The sequence below is a fragment of the Amycolatopsis sp. NPDC043889 genome, from assembly GCF_056435645.1.
Map to the genome: position 1 here is coordinate 1 of NZ_JBWKEC010000009.1, position 16,464 is coordinate 16,464.

The 16,464-nt window shown below is 66.5% G+C and carries 17 protein-coding genes and 1 rRNA gene; 13 read left to right on the forward strand and 5 right to left on the reverse strand.

Annotated features, from left to right (window positions below; all coding sequences use genetic code 11):
- A 5S ribosomal RNA gene (rrf, locus tag AC0685_RS18680) occupies nucleotides 1–91 on the forward strand; the annotation flags it as partial.
- 119 nt (nucleotides 92–210) lie between these two features.
- On the opposite strand, the gene AC0685_RS18685 is transcribed toward rrf, so the two are convergent.
- The gene (locus AC0685_RS18685; protein ID WP_478226677.1) at nucleotides 211–657 is read right to left on the reverse strand and encodes an Lrp/AsnC family transcriptional regulator; all 447 of its coding nucleotides are present in this window, start codon (nucleotides 655–657) and stop codon (nucleotides 211–213) included.
- 107 nt (nucleotides 658–764) lie between these two features.
- On the opposite strand from AC0685_RS18685, the gene AC0685_RS18690 reads away from it, so the two are divergent.
- From AC0685_RS18690 to AC0685_RS18710, 5 genes are all read left to right on the forward strand, one after another.
- Complete coding sequence (locus AC0685_RS18690) at nucleotides 765–1,217, forward strand: rhodanese-like domain-containing protein (RefSeq protein ID WP_478226678.1); 453 nt, start codon at nucleotides 765–767, stop codon at nucleotides 1,215–1,217.
- A gap of 84 nt (nucleotides 1,218–1,301) precedes the next feature.
- Nucleotides 1,302–2,057, forward strand: a complete 756-nt coding sequence (locus AC0685_RS18695; RefSeq protein WP_478226679.1) for a type 1 glutamine amidotransferase — start codon at nucleotides 1,302–1,304, stop codon at nucleotides 2,055–2,057.
- 93 nt (nucleotides 2,058–2,150) lie between these two features.
- Complete coding sequence (locus AC0685_RS18700) at nucleotides 2,151–3,281, forward strand: inorganic phosphate transporter (protein WP_340684301.1); 1,131 nt, start codon at nucleotides 2,151–2,153, stop codon at nucleotides 3,279–3,281.
- 105 nt (nucleotides 3,282–3,386) lie between these two features.
- The gene (locus AC0685_RS18705; protein WP_478226680.1) at nucleotides 3,387–6,359 is read left to right on the forward strand and encodes a bifunctional [glutamine synthetase] adenylyltransferase/[glutamine synthetase]-adenylyl-L-tyrosine phosphorylase; all 2,973 of its coding nucleotides are present in this window, start codon (nucleotides 3,387–3,389) and stop codon (nucleotides 6,357–6,359) included.
- Between the two features lie 125 nt (nucleotides 6,360–6,484).
- Complete coding sequence (locus tag AC0685_RS18710) at nucleotides 6,485–6,919, forward strand: acyl-CoA thioesterase (RefSeq protein WP_478226681.1); 435 nt, start codon at nucleotides 6,485–6,487, stop codon at nucleotides 6,917–6,919.
- Between the two features lie 88 nt (nucleotides 6,920–7,007).
- Here AC0685_RS18710 and glnA read toward each other — a convergent pair whose 3' ends face one another.
- Complete coding sequence (glnA, locus tag AC0685_RS18715; RefSeq protein ID WP_007033879.1) at nucleotides 7,008–8,432, reverse strand: type I glutamate--ammonia ligase; 1,425 nt, start codon at nucleotides 8,430–8,432, stop codon at nucleotides 7,008–7,010.
- Nucleotides 8,433–8,604: 172 nt separating this feature from the next.
- Here glnA and AC0685_RS18720 point away from each other — a divergent pair, with 172 nt between their 5' ends.
- Nucleotides 8,605–9,090, forward strand: a complete 486-nt coding sequence (locus tag AC0685_RS18720) for an RDD family protein (protein ID WP_478226682.1) — start codon at nucleotides 8,605–8,607, stop codon at nucleotides 9,088–9,090.
- A 52-nt stretch (nucleotides 9,091–9,142) separates the two neighbouring features.
- Here AC0685_RS18720 and AC0685_RS18725 read toward each other — a convergent pair whose 3' ends face one another.
- Together AC0685_RS18725 and AC0685_RS18730 are read right to left on the reverse strand one after the other, a co-directional pair.
- Nucleotides 9,143–9,652: a hypothetical protein gene (locus AC0685_RS18725; RefSeq protein ID WP_478226683.1), complete on the reverse strand. Its 510-nt coding sequence runs from the start codon at nucleotides 9,650–9,652 to the stop codon at nucleotides 9,143–9,145.
- Nucleotides 9,653–10,201: 549 nt separating this feature from the next.
- Nucleotides 10,202–10,930: a DUF4191 domain-containing protein gene (locus tag AC0685_RS18730; RefSeq protein ID WP_125680464.1), complete on the reverse strand. Its 729-nt coding sequence runs from the start codon at nucleotides 10,928–10,930 to the stop codon at nucleotides 10,202–10,204.
- A 63-nt stretch (nucleotides 10,931–10,993) separates the two neighbouring features.
- Here AC0685_RS18730 and AC0685_RS18735 point away from each other — a divergent pair, with 63 nt between their 5' ends.
- The 6 genes from AC0685_RS18735 (at nucleotide 10,994) to AC0685_RS18760 (ending at nucleotide 15,513) form a co-directional block, all read left to right on the forward strand.
- Nucleotides 10,994–13,081 (forward strand): ATP-dependent DNA helicase UvrD2, encoded by a 2,088-nt coding sequence (locus tag AC0685_RS18735; RefSeq protein ID WP_478226684.1) that lies wholly within the window; start codon nucleotides 10,994–10,996, stop codon nucleotides 13,079–13,081.
- 216 nt (nucleotides 13,082–13,297) lie between these two features.
- On the forward strand, nucleotides 13,298–13,564 hold the full coding sequence (locus tag AC0685_RS18740; RefSeq protein WP_478226685.1) for a hypothetical protein: 267 nt from the start codon (nucleotides 13,298–13,300) through the stop codon (nucleotides 13,562–13,564).
- 167 nt (nucleotides 13,565–13,731) lie between these two features.
- Nucleotides 13,732–14,115, forward strand: a complete 384-nt coding sequence (locus tag AC0685_RS18745) for a WhiB family transcriptional regulator (protein ID WP_478226686.1) — start codon at nucleotides 13,732–13,734, stop codon at nucleotides 14,113–14,115.
- Nucleotides 14,112–14,363 carry a hypothetical protein gene (locus AC0685_RS18750; RefSeq protein WP_126737722.1) on the forward strand — a complete coding sequence of 84 codons (252 nt, stop codon included), beginning with the start codon at nucleotides 14,112–14,114 and terminating at the stop codon, nucleotides 14,361–14,363. The genes AC0685_RS18745 and AC0685_RS18750 overlap by 4 nt, the downstream gene beginning before the upstream one ends.
- Nucleotides 14,364–14,467: 104 nt before the next feature.
- Nucleotides 14,468–15,337: a class I SAM-dependent methyltransferase gene (locus tag AC0685_RS18755; RefSeq protein ID WP_478226687.1), complete on the forward strand. Its 870-nt coding sequence runs from the start codon at nucleotides 14,468–14,470 to the stop codon at nucleotides 15,335–15,337.
- Nucleotides 15,331–15,513, forward strand: a complete 183-nt coding sequence (locus tag AC0685_RS18760) for a hypothetical protein (protein ID WP_478226904.1) — start codon at nucleotides 15,331–15,333, stop codon at nucleotides 15,511–15,513. The genes AC0685_RS18755 and AC0685_RS18760 overlap by 7 nt, the downstream gene beginning before the upstream one ends.
- Before the next feature lie 3 nt (nucleotides 15,514–15,516).
- Here the strand turns inward: AC0685_RS18760 and AC0685_RS18765 are convergent, their stop codons facing one another.
- Nucleotides 15,517–16,428, reverse strand: a complete 912-nt coding sequence (locus AC0685_RS18765) for a hypothetical protein (protein ID WP_478226905.1) — start codon at nucleotides 16,426–16,428, stop codon at nucleotides 15,517–15,519.
- Between the last annotated feature and the right edge of the window lie 36 nt (nucleotides 16,429–16,464).

Below are 16,464 nucleotides of genomic sequence, written 5' to 3' on the forward strand. Positions count from 1 at the left end.
GCCCGGTCCCATTCCGAACCCGGAAGCTAAGCCTGACAGCGCCGATGGTACTGCAACCGAAGGGTTGTGGGAGAGTAGGACACCGCCGGACTAACCTTGATAAAGGGTCCAGGCCCCGGTCGAGAACCACGAGTTCTCCCGGGGCCTGGACCCTTTTCATGTCCGCCCTCGCCAAGTGGTAGCAAAGGTCCCTTGCTCCCCGCGGCGTCGTCAGCAGCTGGGCCGACCAACCGCGCGCCGGCGCACAGGCGACGAGAAGACCAGCGAAGTCGTCGTCTCCCCATAGCGCTGCATCCGCTCTACGAGTGCCTCCAACTCCGCAGTGTTCCGGCAGGCGACTCGCACCAGCCAACACTCGTCACCCGTGACGTGATCGGCGTCGAGGATCTGGGGAAGCGGGAGGATGGTTTCGCGGAAGCGCGCCGTGTCCAAACTCCGCACCTTCGCCCGGACCATCGCCTCGATCGGTAACCCGAGCTTCGCCACGTCGACGTTGGCCGAGTATCCGGTGATGATCCCCTTCTCCTCGAGCCGACGAACCCGCTCGGTCACTGCGGGCGCGGACAGCGACACTCGCCGACCGAGTTCCGAGAAGGTCAACCGGCCGTCGGACTGGAGCAGTTCGAGTAGCTGCCAGTCTAGATCGTCGAGGTTCACAGAACTCCAGGTTGATCGTCGTGCCCACCAGGAAACTCCAGGCTAGCCGTCGGCAACACCTGGATCTTCCGATGTCGTGGATGATCACTGGTCAGCAGGATTGAGACATGACGACCGAACCCCGCGTACTCATGTTTCCGGCCTTGGCCAGCGCGTCCGCGGCCGCGCTCCTGCGTGCCGAGCTCGCTCTCGAAGTCGACCCGGATGATCTGGCCCGAGACCTCACCTCTGGTGCTCGGCAGGGGTACGTGGTCGTCGAGACCCGAGCCCCTGAAGCCTTCGCGTCGGCTCGCATCCCAGGCGCGATCAACCTCCCGTACCGGAAGATGACGCCCGAGTCGGTCCGCGGGCTGGACCGTGAACTCGTCTACGTCTGCTACTGCGAAAGCATCCACTGCAACGCCGCGACCAAGGGAGCACTGAGGCTCGCGGAACTCGGCTTCAAGGTCAAGCGCCTGTCCGGCGGCATCACCGCCTGGCAAGCGTCCGGCTATCCCGTCGACCGGGACGCCTCGATACCCGCTATCACCTTGACGCCCACTCCCCGCTGCGCCTGCTGACCAAATAAGCGGGGGACCTTTGCTGCCGCCGCCTCGAGTGGTAGCAAAGGTCCCCTGCTCTCCCGGCGGTCGTAGGCTGGAGACGTGACCGTTCCCAAGTTGCTCGTCATCCAGCCGGATGTATCAGACCCGATCGGCCCCCTCGGTGACTGGCTCACCGAGGCGGGAGCCGAACTCGACATCCGGTTGCTGCCCGATCAGGCGATCCCCTCCGATCTTGCTGGGTATGCGGGCGTCGTATGCCTCGGCGGTGGGATGGGCGCCAACGATGATGGCGATCATCCGTGGCTGGCGGACGTGCGGAAGCTTCTTTCGAAGGCCGCGGGTGCGCGCATCCCGACGCTCGCGATTTGCCTCGGTGGTCAGCTCCTGGCGGTGGCGTTGGGCGGCAGCGTCGCCTCAGGTGATCAAGGGCCTGAGGTCGGCCCCGGCCTTGTGTCCAAGAAGGACGCTGCCTGGACCGACCCTCTCTTCGCGGACTTACCGCTCATGCAGGACGTCCTGCAGTTTCACAACGACGTGATCACCCGGCTGCCCGCAGGCGCCGAGCTCCTCGCCTCTTCGCCGCGGTACGCCTACCAGGCCTTCCGATTCGACCGTTGTGCCTACGGTGTCCAGTTCCATATCGAGACGACGCCGGATGTGGTCCTCGACTGGGCGCGGCAGTCGCCGGAAATGGCAGAACTCACCCGGCCGGACGCACTGACCCCGGAAAACCTCGCTCGGGTGCATGCCGACATCACCGAAACCTGGCAGCCGTTCGCCCATCGCTTCGTCCGTCTGGTGTCCGGCGACCTCGTCCCGGCTGCGGACCGTCAACGTACATTGCCGATGGCTTAACGACTTATGTCTCAAATACGTATGGGTTATTAACACTCGGGTCTTGCCGTCAGGTACCTTGCGAAGGGAATTTCGAAGGGTTCGGAGGTCGGGGTGGAGCCCTCAGTCTTGGTCGTGCTCGTCGTCGTCACGGCCCTAATTTTCGATTTCACGAACGGGTTCCACGACACGGCCAACTCGATGGCGACGTCGATCGCCACCGGGGCGTTGCGTCCCAAGGTCGCGGTGACGATCTCCGCGGTCCTGAACCTGGTCGGAGCGTTCCTGTCGGTCGAGGTAGCCAAGACCATCTCCAATGGACTCGTCGACGACTCCAAGATCGGACCGGCGATCGTGTTCGGCGGCCTGGTCGGGGCGATCGTGTGGAACCTGATCACGTGGTTCGTCGGACTGCCGTCCAGCTCGTCCCACGCGCTCTTCGGCGGGCTGATCGGCGCCACGTGGGTATCGGCCGGGACGGACTCAGTCCATTTCGGAAAGATCATCGAGAAGGTGCTGGTCCCAGCGGCACTCTCGCCGGTTTTGGCCGGCCTCGTCGCGATGATCGTGACGTACTTCGTCTACCGGATCTTCGTTCGCCGGGGCCGTACGGCTGGCTTCCGGGTCGGCCAGATCATTTCGGCCTCGCTGGTCTCGCTCGCCCACGGCACGAACGACGCGCAGAAGACGATGGGCGTCATCACGCTGACGATGATCACCGCCGGAACCCTCCCCGCCGGGGCCGGGCCGCCGCTTTGGGTGATCGTCAGCGCGGCGCTGGCGCTCGCGCTCGGCACGTACCTGGGTGGCTGGCGAATCACCTTCACGCTGGGTAAAGGCCTGACGGACATCGATGGCCCGCAGGGCTTCGCCGCGCAGACCAGCTCGGCGGCGGTCATTCTCGCCTCGACGAATTTCGGCTTTCCGCTTTCGACGACCCACGTCTGCTCCGGCGGCATCGTCGGTTCCGGGGTGGGCAGGAACGAATCACCGGTTCGCTGGCGCACAGCCGGCCGCATGGTGACCGCCTGGCTGTTCACACTTCCCGCCGCTGCCATCGTCGGTGCCGCGGCCGGCCTCGTGACGTCGACGGGCACGGTGGGCACGATCGCCGTTGGTGTCGCGGGCCTGGCGATCGGTATCGGGATCTATCTCCTTTCACGGCGGAGCCCCGTCAACGCGGGCAGCTTCGCCACCCCCGCCCCGACCGTTCCTGAACAGGAAGTCGGCAGGATCGCCGCCTAGGAGAGCAAGGGACCTTTGCTACCGCCTCGACGCGGCAGCAAAGGTCCCTTGCTCCCTTGCGCGTCCGTCTGGTCTCGGGCGGCAGGGCGACTACGGTGGAAGCCGATGGTTGAGCGCGCCAGGCCGACCGCTTCCGTGGCGAGATACGGCTTCACCGACCCCCGTGCCGACGGGCAGCTGCGTGCTGCCGGTTGGTGGACCGAGTCCGGCCCGGACGGCTCCGCCGCCGCCGTGATGTCGGCACTTTCCCGTGCAGCGGATCCCGATCTCGCGCTGAGCGGGCTGGACCGGATCAGGGAAGCCGACCCCGGTACCTGGCATGAGCTCGACCAAGCGCTCCGCACAAACCGAACCTTCCGCGGCCGGTTGCTCGGTGTTCTGGGCACTTCGAGCGCGCTCGCGGACTTCCTGGTCGCGAACACCGACTGCTGGAAAACCCTCCAGGGTGAGAAGAACATTGCCCCGGATCAGTACGTGAGCAGTCTTCTCGACCACTTGCGACCAGACGGAGAGCTGCTAACAAGGCTCGAGTCGGAGCAGGCTCTTCGCATCGGCTACCGCGAACTGCTGCTCGGAATAGCTGCGGCCGACCTCGGGCATCTCGTCGAACCCGGCCTCCGCCCGCCACCCTATGCCGAGATCGGGGCCCAGCTCACGACGCTGGCCGAAGCCGCGCTGATCGTCGGGCTGCTGGTCGCGGAGGCCGAGGTGAGTGCCGCTGCCGAAGGCCACCTGGCCGTGATCGCGATGGGCAAATGCGGCGGTCGAGAGCTGAACTATGTAAGCGACGTGGATGTCATCTTCGTCGGAGATGGAGATCTTTCGGTATCTACGCGGCTGGCCAGCACGATGATGCGTGTGGTCGGCAAGGCATGTTTCGAGGTCGATGCGGCGTTGCGACCGGAGGGCAAGGCGGGCGCCTTGGTCCGAACCCTCGACGGCCATGCCGCCTACTATCAGAAGTGGGCCAAGACCTGGGAGTTTCAGGCCTTGCTCAAAGCGCGGCCGGTCGCAGGCGATGCCGAGCTCGGGCGTCGGTACGCGGAGATGGTCGCACCGAAGGTGTGGGCAGCGGCCGATCGGGAGAATTTCGTTCCCGAGGTGCAGAAGATGCGGCGCCGCGTCGAAGGCCATGTGCCGTCCGCGCACGCTGAACGGGAGCTCAAGCTGGGGCGCGGTGGCCTTCGCGACGTCGAGTTCGCCGTGCAGTTGCTGCAACTGGTCCACGGCCGGATCGACGCTGAGCTGCGTTCCCCGTCCACGATGGACGCACTCGCTGCCTTGGGGGACGGCGGATACGTTGGCCGGAAGGACGCCGCGGAGCTCGCTTCGTCCTACGAGTTCCTCCGGACCATCGAGCACCGGCTCCAGCTTCGCCGACTACGGCGTACGCACTTGTTCCCTGCCACTTCGGACGTCAGCGAGCTGCGAACGATCGCGAGAGCGAGCGGTGTGCGCCCGGCCCGGGGTAGAGGTGAAGGGGACGTGTTGGTGGCGGAGTTCCGCCGCCACCTGCAGAGCATCCGGCGTCTTCACGAGAAACTCTTCTATCGGCCCCTGTTGCAATCGGTCGCGAACGTGCCGACCGAAGCACTGCGGCTGACCACAAAACAGGCGGAGAGCCGCCTTGCCGCCCTCGGCTACGCCGCGCCGGATGGGGCCCTGCAGCACATCAAGGCACTGACTGCGGGAATGTCCCGCCGGGCGGCCATCCAGCAAGCTCTGCTGCCGGTCTTGTTGGACCTTCTCGCCGACACTCCAGACCCTGACCGTGGCCTCCTGTCCTATCGGAAGGTCTCGGAAGCACTCGAAGAAACGCCCTGGTATCTCAGGGTTCTTCGGGACGAGGGTGCCGTCGTCGAGCGGCTCGCATTCCTGCTCGGTACATCACGTCTAGTGCCCGACCTGCTGTCCAGAGCGCCGGAAGTACTGCAGTTGCTCGGCGATCCAGCGCGGCTGGCCGGCCGTACTCCGGCGGAGGTAGCCACTTCACTGCGAGCTGCCGTGCGGCGTCAGCCGGGCTTGAATGCCGCTGTCGCGGCCGCGAGATCGTTGCGTCGGCACGAGATGCTCCGGATCGCGTCGGCGGATTTGTTGGGGCTGCTCGATGTCCCAGCCGTCTGCGAGGCGCTGTCCAGTGTGTGGGTCGCCGTGCTTCAAGGTGCCCTGGCTGCTGCTTTTCGCCAGCGCCAGGCCGAGCTCGGCCAGACCCCCGCGAAGATCGCCGTCATCGGAATGGGGCGGTTGGGCGGGGCCGAACTCGGCTACGGATCCGACGCGGACGTTCTCTTCATGTGCGAGCCCGCAGAGGGCGTGTCGGACTCCGAAGCAGCGAAGTTCGCTTCCTCCGTCGCCGAGACGGTCCGCAAGATCCTCGGTGCCCCCAGCGCCGACCCGGCACTGATCGTCGACGCCGATCTCCGTCCGGAGGGGCGGAGCGGCCCGTTGGTGCGAACCCTCGAGTCCTACCGCAGCTACTACGGGCGGTGGGCCGAGGTCTGGGAATCGCAGGCGCTGCTCCGGGCTCGGTTCATCGCCGGTGACGACGACCTCGGCGCGCGGTTCATCGAGATGATCGACCCCATCCGCTACCCGCCGGCAGGCCTCGACTCGGTCCGCGTGCGGGAGATCAGGCGGATCAAGGCGCGCGTGGAAACGGAACGGATGCCCAGGGGCGCCGACCCGACCCGGCACACGAAACTCGGCCGTGGAGGGCTCGCTGACGTGGAATGGACGGTGCAGCTCATGCAGCTGCGTCATGGACACGAAGTCGAAGGGCTTCGGACCACGTCGACGATCAAGGCCCTGAAGGCCGCGGCAGAGGCGGGGCTCGCCGAGCCCGCCGAGATCGAGTCCCTGACCGAGGCCTGGTTGCTGGCGACGCGTGTCCGTAACGCCGGGATGCTGGTCCGCGGTAAGGCGGTCGACGAAATCCCCAGCTCCGGTCGCGATCTCGCCGCGGTCGCACGAGTGCTCGGCTACTCGGCCGATGACGATCCAGGCGAGTTCCTCGATGCCTACCGGCGGACGACGCGACGTGCCCATGCGGTCGTGGAGACCCTTTTCTACCAAGGCTGACCGCTCTGACCTGTGGTTAGGGAGCAAGGGACCTTTGCTGTCGCTTGCCTGGGTTGGGGGACGGCAGCAAAGGTCCCTTGCTCACACTCGGCGTCGCGGACGATGGGTGGCCTTACAGTGGACTGGTGACTGTGCGCGAGCCCTTTCGCACCCGGATCAAGGTGCGTCATTACGAGCTGGACACCCTCGGCCATCTCAACCATGCCGTGTACCACTCGTACGGCGAGGTCTCCAGACTTGAGCTGATGGAACTCGCAGGCGGCCTCAACGCGGGTATGCGTGAGGCGAATCTTGCTTTCGTGCTGCTCGAATCCCACATCGTCTTCCGACGCGAGCTTCGGGCAGGCGATGTCGTCGACGTGACCTGCGATGCCAAGTTCGGCACCGGCAAGACCTTCCACATGGACTCGAACATCTACAAGGTCGACGGCACCCTCTCGGCGGAGATCACGTGCACGCTGGGGTTGATGGATCTCGAGCGACGCAAACTGGTGGACGACCCGCGTGGCCGCATCGAGCGAGCGGGCGTCGACCTGAAGGTTCTCTCCACTTCGGAGTAGCCGTACTACCTGGTCCATAAGAAACGCCGGTGGTGAGGGCGCTTCCGCACCTCACCACCGGCGTGCTCTTGGTGTTCCTACCGCACGATCACACGTCGTAGTACAGCGAGAACTCGTACGGGTGCGGACGCAGCCGCAGCGGGTCGATCTCGTTCTCACGCTTGTAGGAGATCCACGTTTCGATCACATCGGGAGTGAACACGCCGCCCTCGAGCAGGTAGTCGTGGTCGGCTTCCAGCGTGTCGAGAACCGCGCCAAGGTCGCCCGGGACGAGTTTGACGTTCTGGGCCTCCTCCGGCGGAAGCTCGTAGAGGTCCTTGTCGATGGGCTCCGGCGGCTCGATCTTGTTCTTGATGCCGTCGAGACCGGCCATCATCATCGCCGAGAAAGCGAGGTACGGGTTGCCGGACGAGTCCGGGCACCGGAACTCGGCGCGCTTGGCCTTCGGGTTGTTGCCCGTGATGGGGATACGGACACAAGCCGACCGGTTCCGCTGCGAGTACACCAGGCTGACGGGGGCCTCGAAGCCCGGCACGAGCCGGTGGTACGAGTTGACGGTCGGGTTGGTGAAGGCCAGCAGGCTCGGCGCGTGCTTGAGCAGACCACCGATGTAGTGGCGGGCAGTGTCGGACAGACCCGCGTATCCCGACTCGTCGTGGAACAGCGGCGTGCCGTCCTTCCACAGCGACTGGTGGCAGTGCATGCCCGAGCCGTTGTCGCCGGCGAGCGGCTTCGGCATGAAGGTCGCGGTCTTGCCGGCGGCGAACACGGTGTTCTTCACGATGTACTTGAACAGCTGCAGGTCGTCCGCAGCGTGCAGCAGCGTGTTGAACTTGTAGTTGATCTCAGTCTGGCCGGCGGTGCCCACCTCGTGGTGCGCGCGCTCGATCTCGAAACCGGAGCCCTGCAGGTTACGGACGATCTCGTCGCGCAGGTCGGCGAAGTGGTCGACCGGCGGGACGGGGAAGTAGCCGCCCTTGAACTTCGTCTTGTAACCCTGGTTGCCGCCCGGCACGTCGGCACCGGTGTTCCACCAGCCCTCGACGGAGTCGATCTCGTGGAAAGAGGCGTGCTCGGCCGAGTCGAACCGGATCGAGTCGAAGATGTAGAACTCGGCCTCGGGGCCGAAGAACACGTTGTCCGCTACGCCGTACTCGGAGATGTACTGCTCGGCCTTGCGCGCGATGTTGCGCGGGTCGCGGCTGTACGCCTCGCGGGTGAACGGGTCGTGCACGAAGAAGTTCAGCGAGAGCGTCTTCGCCTTGCGGAACGGGTCGATACGAGCCGTCTCGGGGTCCGGGAGGAGCAGCATGTCGGATTCGTGGATCGACTGGAAACCACGCACCGAGGAGCCGTCGAAGGCCAGGCCTTCTTCGTAGGCTTCCTCGTTGAACGCCTTCGCCGGAACGGTGAAGTGCTGCATAACGCCGGGCAGGTCGCAGAACCTGACGTCGACGACCTCTACGTTCTCGTCGGCGATTAGGCGCTGAATGTCGTCTGGAGTAGTGGGCACCCTCGGTGACTCCTTCTCGTTCGTTGCCGGCGGCAGTACTCTCTTCGGCTCACGCTAAGAGCGCGGTGTTGCCCGACCGTCACCCGTATGTTTCGCCGGTGTTAACGGGGCGGCGATATCGGGTAGTCGACCAGGGCGAATGTGGTCGGCGCCACCGGCATACCCTGGATGGGTGGCGAGATGGACCGGAGAATGGCTGCCCGGAGCCGGCGATGAGACGACGGCCGGTGGCGAGGGTACGCAGCGTTGGCGTGGTGAGCGACTCGGCTTGCCCCAGTCGGGTGTCGGTTCGGTAGCGGGCGGCGGTGCACGCCTGCTCGGGCTGCTCATCGACCTTGTTCTCGCCTCGCTGGTCACCGCCCTCTTCGTGACTCCCAGCCTTCAGGATCCGGCCGTCATGCAGACCTTCAACCTCTGGTCGGTCGGAGTCTGGGCAGCGATCACGGTCATTCCCGCCGCCTTCTTCGGGTTCACCCCCGGTATGGCAGTGGTCGGAATCCGCGTCGCCAGGCTCGACGGCGCGCAAATGGTCGGTGTGTGGCGTGCAGCAGTGCGAGGGGCGCTGACCTTTGTGATCATTCCAGCCGCAATCCGCAACATCGACGGGCGAAGCTGGCTCGACCGGCTGACCGGAACCGTCGTAATCCGCATGCGATGACCACAGGTGGAGAGCAAGGGACCTTTGCTCTCGCCGGAGGAAGCGGCAGCGGTCAGGCGGCCGGTGCCGCAGGCACGCTCCCGAGATCTGGAGGCGGTCGTTGTCGGGCGCGGCGATGGGCTGCTCGCAGGTCTTGGATCACCACCAGCGGCTCGTCACGTAGCTGTGCCGGGCTCGCCTGGACGACGATGAGGCCTGGAGCGACCAGGGCCGGCATCTCGGACCTCTTGTCCGGTTCGAGAGAGACTTCGTCGTAGCGGACTTGCAGCGCGACGCCGACCTGCGGCCACCAGGCATCGGCGATCCCGACAACCACTCCGTCCGGAGTCCGTAGCTCTGCCTTCCGCATGGGTTTGGGCAGGTCGCTGCGCTCGACCACAGACTCCAGCCACTGCTCGACGGCGGAGTCGACACCGTCCTGGAGGGCGTTGACGACTATTCGAGGGAGCGACGAGCCGATCGTGCTGGCCTGAGCCAGCTCGTCTCGAAGTTCCTCTGAAGTGCAGAGGCCGCGGTGGACCGCGTCGTGGATCATCGCCCGCACCGACCTGAGCTCGTCCATACGTCGAGCGGCGTCGATGAGAGCCCGGGCTAGAGGAGCGACAGGCAGTCCGTCGATCTCCACTGGTTCCGGCAGGTGGATCGTTCGTTCTACGACGGCGAATCCCCAGGTGGCGACCTTGCTCCGGTGGGGGATCAGGGTGTGCGCCCGTCTTTCTGGCGGGAGTCTTCGGACCCCGTACAATCTGGCGGCCTGCACTCCGGTGAGCATCGCCTCCGGGCCCGCGTGAGTCAGTGCGACCCTCAAGAGCTGGTGCTTGGTCGGCGTGGCACTGGTCAGAAGGATGACGCCGGGTATCGGACGGCGCCACGGGCCGCCTTCGCGGCAACGGCGCGAGATCGAGGAATGGGAGTGCCCGAGGGCGACAAGTTTCGCCCGGGCGGCCACGCCGTCCGGGAACATCGCTGCCAGCGCCCTCTGCCGGGCGCTCGAGGTTCCGTCCACACAGTGATCATGCGACCACCCACCGACAGTTTTTGCCCGGAAACGAATCAGGGGTCCTTTGCTACCGCACGCGGCGGTAGCAAAGGACCCCTGATCCTCGTTTCGTCAGCGGCGACGGATGGTGCGCTGGACGTTGCGCATCTTCGCGCCGGCGGGCATCGGGCCCTTGGGCATGGCGGCACCGCGGCTGCCAAGTGCGGCCAGCTTCGCTTCCAGCGCGTCGACCTGGGCGGGCTTGAGGTTGCGCGGCAGCTTCATCAGGTGGCTCTGCAGCTTCTTCAGCGGCACCTGCTGGTCTTCGTTGCCGATGATCACGTTGTAGATCGGTGTCTCGCCGATCAGGCGGGACACACGCTTCTTCTCCTGCGCGAGCAGGGACTTCACGCGGTGCGGCGCACCCTCGGCGACGAGCACGACACCCGGCCCACCGAGAACTCGGTGCACGGCGTCGAGCTGGGTGGTGGCCGCCACGGTCGGCGTCACCTTCCAGCGGCCGCGCATGTTCTCGAGCGCCCACGCCGCGGCGCCCGGCTGCCCGTCGGCCTTCGAGTACACGGTCTTTTGGACCCGCCTGCCGAAAATGATCACAGCGGCGAGCGCGCCGAGCAGGATGCCCAGCGGCAGCACGACCCAGTGGACGTCGAAGATGAACCCGATGCCGAACACGACACCGGTGATGACCAGGAGCGATCCGACCATCCAGGGGATGAGCGCCTTGTCTTCCTTACGCTGCATCTTGAAGGCCTCGAAGATCTGCCCGCGGCGAGCCTTGCTCGCGGCACGCTTCTCCTTCTTGGCCAGCTTCGCTGCTTCCTTGTCCTGCTTTCCCGCCATGTGACCAGGATACGGCCGCGTGCCCTGCGCCGATCCCGTCGGGCCCTCTGCGAGGATCGGGGCGTGGTTAGCGCATCGTCCCCGAAGAGTCGTCCAGGCCTGCTCGATGGGCTCGATCCCGAGCAACGCGCCGCCGCCTGCGCGCCGAGGGGGCCGGTCTGTGTCCTCGCGGGGGCAGGGACCGGCAAGACCCGGACGATCACACACCGCATCGCCCACCTGGTCCGTTCCGGCCACGTCGCCGCTGGTCAGGTCCTCGCTGTCACCTTCACGACCCGCGCCGCAGGTGAGATGCGCACGCGTCTTCGGGGGCTGGGTGTGGACGCCGCCCAGGCGCTCACGTTCCACGCCGCCGCCCGTCGCCAGTTGCGGTATTTCTGGCCTCAGGTTGTCGGGGACCGGCCCTGGGAGCTGCTCGAGAACAAGTTCCGCTACATCAGCCAAGCCGCCAACAAGGCTGGCCTCGGCACCGAGACGGAACTACTGCGTGACCTCGCCAGTGAGATCGAGTGGAGCAAGGCCTCTTTGGTATCGCCGGACGACTATCCGGCGGTAGCCGCACGGACGCAGCGGGACACACCGGCGCCCGCATCGCAGGTCGCGGAGGTCTACCGCAACTACGAGAAGGTCAAGAACGCCGCCCAGGTGCTCGACTTCGACGACCTGCTCCTGCACACCACGGCCGTCCTCGAGGAGCACACGGTGGTAGCCCAGGAGTTCCGCGAGCGCTATCGCTGCTTCGTCGTCGACGAGTATCAGGACGTCACCCCGCTGCAGCAGCGGCTGCTCGACGCCTGGCTCGGCGGCCGTGACGACTTGACCGTCGTCGGCGACGCCAACCAGACCATCTATTCGTTCGGTGGTGCTTCTCCCCGGCCGCTCCTGGAGTTCACGCGGAGGTTCCCCGAGGCGACAGTCGTGAGGCTCGAGCGGGACTACCGGTCGACTCCGGAGGTCGTGGCTCTCGCCAATCAAGTGATCGGTGCCGCGCGCGGCCGCCCTGCGGGGTCGAGGTTGAAGCTGATCGGCCAGCGCCCTTCCGGGCCGGTCCCGCGGTTCGCCGAATACGACGACGAGACCGCTGAGGCCGCGGCTGTCGCGCGCAGGATCCGTGATCTGCTCGACAGCGGAGTGGCGGCCAGCGAGATCGCGGTGCTTTACCGCGTCAACGCCCAATCAGAAGCCTACGAGCAGGCTCTGGCGGAGATGGGCATCCCGTACCTGGTCCGCGGCGGCGAGCGGTTCTTCGCCAGGGCCGAGGTCCGGCAGGCCATGTCCGCGCTGCGGATGGCGTCGACCGACACCTACACCGGCGAGCTGGTGACCCACGTGCGCTCGGTTCTCGCGAAGGTGGGGCTCACCGACCAGCCTCCTGCCGGAGGCGCGGCGAAAGAGCGGTGGGACGCGCTTCTTTCGATCGTCGAGTTGGCCGAGGAGCTGGCTTCCACCGTCGAAGATGCGGATCTCCCTCGCTTCGTGGCGGAGCTCGAACAGCGGGCGACAGCGCAGCATCCGCCGACGGTGGAGGGCATCACCCTGGCCTCGCTTCACGCGGCGAAAGGTCTCGAATGGGACGCCGTGTTCCTCGTGGGGCTCGCCGAGGGAACCATGCCGATTCTCCACGCCGACGGCGACGACGCGGCCATCGAGGAAGAGCGCCGCCTCTTCTATGTCGGCGTCACAAGAGCCCGAGAGCATCTTTCGTTGTCGTGGGCCTTGGCCAGGACGCCGGGAAATCGCCGTAATCGGCGACGCAGCAGATTCCTCTACGGCCTCATCCCCGAAGACCACCCGGCGGCGCGGGTCGCCCGATCGCAGCAGCCGAAGCAGTCCGGTAGCAAGGCCCGGTGCCGCGTGTGCGGCGGGCCGCTGCTGGAGACACTCGACATCAAGCTCGGCCGGTGCTCCCGTTGCCCGTCCAACGTGGACGAGCAGCTGCTCGAGAAGCTGAAGTCCTGGCGAGGGGAGCGCTCGCGGGAGCTCAAGGTGCCGGCCTTCGTCGTTTTCACGGACGCGACGCTCGTCGCCATCGCCGAGCAGCGGCCTACCGATGACACGGCGTTGTGTGCCATCTCCGGGATCGGTGCGACGAAGCTCGAGCGCTTCGGTGCGGAGGTTCTCGACGTCGTGCGGGCCTCGGTGGAGACTTGACCGCGTTCCAGGCTTGATCCACGCGGCGAACCTGCTGCTCAGAGCCGATCTTCGCAACTTCGACGGATTTTCTGGAAAATAAGTTGCCCTGGTGTGGCCGGGGGCAATAACCTGCAGGTACCGGGCGGGAAGCGCCCGGTCTGGGGAAGAAAATCTACAACACAGCGTAGACCGCAGGTCGGTTCGCGCGCGACAGAGAAAGGTGGTGCCGGTGAAATGACGATCAACATGATGCTCGCGAACCCTGGCGCCCGTCTGTCCCGCGTCGCGGAAGTCCCGCAGGCTCAGCGCCAGGGCACCTTTGTGCCCGCGAGCATCCTCGCCGCCCGTGGCACCCAGCGTTTCGACCTGAGCTGGATCGCCGCTGACAAAACCTTCACGCACGCTGCCGCCCTCGGTGGGGCGTACGTGAACGGTGGCGTCGATCTGCCGGTCATCAAGCAGTTCCGTGTTCCGTTGTCCGAACGGGAGCGAAGTTCCTGACCTAGTCAGGACCAGAGGCTCACGAAGGCCGCGGAACCGGTTACCGGATCCGCGGCCTTCGTGTTTTTTGCTGCACAGACAAGTTGGCTGCACAACCTAATTGGGGTTCAGCGTTGTCCAGTTCCACCGTGAGTACGAAATCCGTTACGGCACAGAGGAGTGCACTTATGTCATCGGCCATAGCTTTCGCGCCGGGGGAGGCCCTGCCCTTCGCCGACGCCGGCGTCGTCGACCTGCTCGACGCCATCGACTCGCCCGAGTCGATGCTTCCCTGCCGTTCGGGCGACGCGGACCTGTGGTTCGCCGAATCGCCGGCAGAGCTCGAGCGGGCGAAGGCGTTCTGCGTGGACTGCCCGGTCCGTTCCGCCTGCCTCGCGGGCGCCCTTTCGCGGCGTGAGCCGTGGGGTGTCTGGGGTGGCGAAATCTTCGAGCGCGGCGTTGTCGTCGCGCGGAAGCGGCCCCGTGGCCGCCCCCGGAAGAACGCGGTCGTCGAGCCCGCCGCCGAGGCTCGCCCCGTCGCGCGCAAGGTCGAGCGGAGCGCAGCGGCATGACCGTCGAACTCATCACCACCAGGGATTACGAGGCGCGGACGGGAACTCACGCGCCGACCGAATTGAACGAGATCAAGGTCGAGGAGACCAGCGAAATGTTGCTTTATGAAGAACTGTCCAGGGCCCGAATACGAGACCTCGAGGAGGGAGTCCGCGCGCAGCGGGCTCGGAGCGGCCCACGCGCCGCGCGCAGGTGGACCAAGGTCGCCCGCTGGGCGACCCGGCGAGCTGAGCGCTTTCAGGCCTGACCACTCAGGGGGAGCGGGGGACCTTTGCTATCGCGGCGCGATAGCAAAGGTCCCCCGCTCCCTTTTGGGACGTGGTGCGGCTCGGCGTGGTGTTCACTGGGGGAATGGCCGTACACACACATGACGACATCGACTGGTCTGATCGGCTTCGCTCGCTTCGCATGGCGGAGGCACTCGATGCCGAGCCGATGCGAGCGGCGGCTCGACGGCTGCTGGAGGGCATGCCGGACGGGCCGACCATCCTCGATGTCGGCTGCGGCGCGGGCGGGATGAGCGTGCTTTTCGCCGAGGAGCTCGCCGCTGCCGGCGCCAAGATCGTGCTGGTCGATGCGACCGAGCATCTGCTCGCCGAAGCGCACCGAGTCGTCAGCGCGGCTGCGGGGGAGAGGGCCGTCGTCGAGACGATCCACGCCGACGTGGCCGACGAAGGATTGCCCGCCAAGCTCCCTGCCGCCGATCTCGTCTGGGCTTCCCGAGTGGTCCACCACCTGCCCGACCAGCAGGCGGCCATCGACACCCTCGCCCGGCTCGCCCGACCCGGCGGGCTGGTCGCCATCTCCGAGGGCGGCCTGGACTTCAACTGCCTCCCCTGGGATCTCGGCATCGGCCGCCCGGGGCTCGAGGAGAGGCTCCTAGCCGCACGCGGCGAGTGGTTCGCCGAGATGCGGGCAGGAATTCCCGGCTCCGTTTCCATGCCCTACGGCTGGAACATCGCGCTGCAGCGAGCCGGACTCGTCGACGTCGATTCCTTCGGGGTGCTCATTCACCACCCGGCGCCCGGCCCGGAATTGCTGCGCGAGTTCGTCATCGAGCGGGTGACCTGGCTGAACGAGGTCGCGGGCGATCGCCTCGGCGATGACGACCACGAGACCGCGGCCGCGCTGGTGGATCCGGAGAACCCGGCCTTCCTGGGCGCTCGCCCGGACCTGTTCCTTCAGGGGGCGAAGACCATCCATTGTGGACGGCGATCGTGAGCGAACAGTCCACTTGCTCGTTGTGCGGCCGGATCCGCGGTGGCGACGAGGAGCCCGCACAGACACTCGCCTGGGTTTCCACCCGCGAGAAGAACGTCGTGCGTTGGATGTGCCCCGCCTGCGCTCGCCGTCACACCCGCGACATCGAAGGAAAGCTGCCGGACGAGTATTGGTGAGCCTTAGGCGGCGTCGATCCGGCCGATCGTACGGACCTTCGGCCTCGGCGTCCGCGTCGCTTCGGCGAACGCCCTGACGAGCTCCGACGCGACTTCCAGCGGAACCTTCTTCAGCTGGTCGATCGTGCAGCGGACCAATACGGTCCCGGTCGCGGTCAGCGCCAGAGGGTGGAAATTCGCGGCGTCTTGTTTCGGGGTCCGGAATTGCCACGCCATGCCGATGTCGTCCCACCAGGCGTCGGCGGTGCCGATAGGGCGTCCCCGCCTGTCGCAGAGTGTCGTGTTCCACGAAGGCGAGGGCAGCGGGCAGCCGCTGAGGACCTTCTTCGCCAGCCCGTGCGCGTACGTCTCTTCGGGATCGACGCGTCGCAGAGCAGCGCGGACCGCGGCCGAGCCTCGCCGGTTACCGGAATCGAGCTCCTCGCTGAGTTCGTCGAGCGTGCACAGCCCCCAATACAGCGGCAGCGAGATCAGCTCGTCGATTCGCGTGGGATCGAGCTCCAGCCGGGCGAGATCGAGCGCCGCCCGGGCAGGTGGGGCGAACGGGACGCCGTCGATCATGGTCGGCGGCGGCATCCGGGTGGTTCTTCGCGGCAGCATGCCGGGCTCCGCTGGCATGCGCCGATAGTCGGGGACAAGGAGATGGACCTCCCGTGTCAGCGGGCAGCCGACACCTCGTGCGCGTAGCGCGTCGGCACCTGTCACCACAACCTCCGGCCCGAACCGCGCGACAGCGGCTTGCAGCAGCTGAAGCCGGGTGGGCGCGGAGTCGCGCAACAGGATCACGCCCGGCATCAGCCTTCGCCACGGGCCGCCCGGGCCGCAGAGCTTCGCGGCGTAGCGCGCGGTGACGCCCGCCTTACGCAGCTCGCGGCTGGTGACGATGCCGGATTCGCTGGTGTTACTGAGCGCCATGAGTCGGGCGCTTCGTGTAGTGGTCATGAATCGAGG

Excerpts from the sequence above, each read along its gene's own strand:
- AC0685_RS18690 (WP_478226678.1), top strand. The coding sequence starts at position 765 with ATGACGACCGAACCCCGCGTACTCATGTTTCCGGCCTTGGCCAGCGCG.
- AC0685_RS18705 (WP_478226680.1), top strand. The coding sequence starts at position 3,387 with ATGGTTGAGCGCGCCAGGCCGACCGCTTCCGTGGCGAGATACGGCTTC.
- AC0685_RS18725 (WP_478226683.1), bottom strand. The coding sequence starts at position 9,652 with ATGGACGAGCTCAGGTCGGTGCGGGCGATGATCCACGACGCGGTCCAC.
- AC0685_RS18730 (WP_125680464.1), bottom strand. The coding sequence starts at position 10,930 with ATGGCGGGAAAGCAGGACAAGGAAGCAGCGAAGCTGGCCAAGAAGGAG.
- AC0685_RS18740 (WP_478226685.1), top strand. The coding sequence starts at position 13,298 with ATGACGATCAACATGATGCTCGCGAACCCTGGCGCCCGTCTGTCCCGC.
- AC0685_RS18745 (WP_478226686.1), top strand. The coding sequence starts at position 13,732 with ATGTCATCGGCCATAGCTTTCGCGCCGGGGGAGGCCCTGCCCTTCGCC.
- AC0685_RS18750 (WP_126737722.1), top strand. The coding sequence starts at position 14,112 with ATGACCGTCGAACTCATCACCACCAGGGATTACGAGGCGCGGACGGGA.
- AC0685_RS18755 (WP_478226687.1), top strand. The coding sequence starts at position 14,468 with ATGGCCGTACACACACATGACGACATCGACTGGTCTGATCGGCTTCGC.
- AC0685_RS18765 (WP_478226905.1), bottom strand. The coding sequence starts at position 16,428 with ATGGCGCTCAGTAACACCAGCGAATCCGGCATCGTCACCAGCCGCGAG.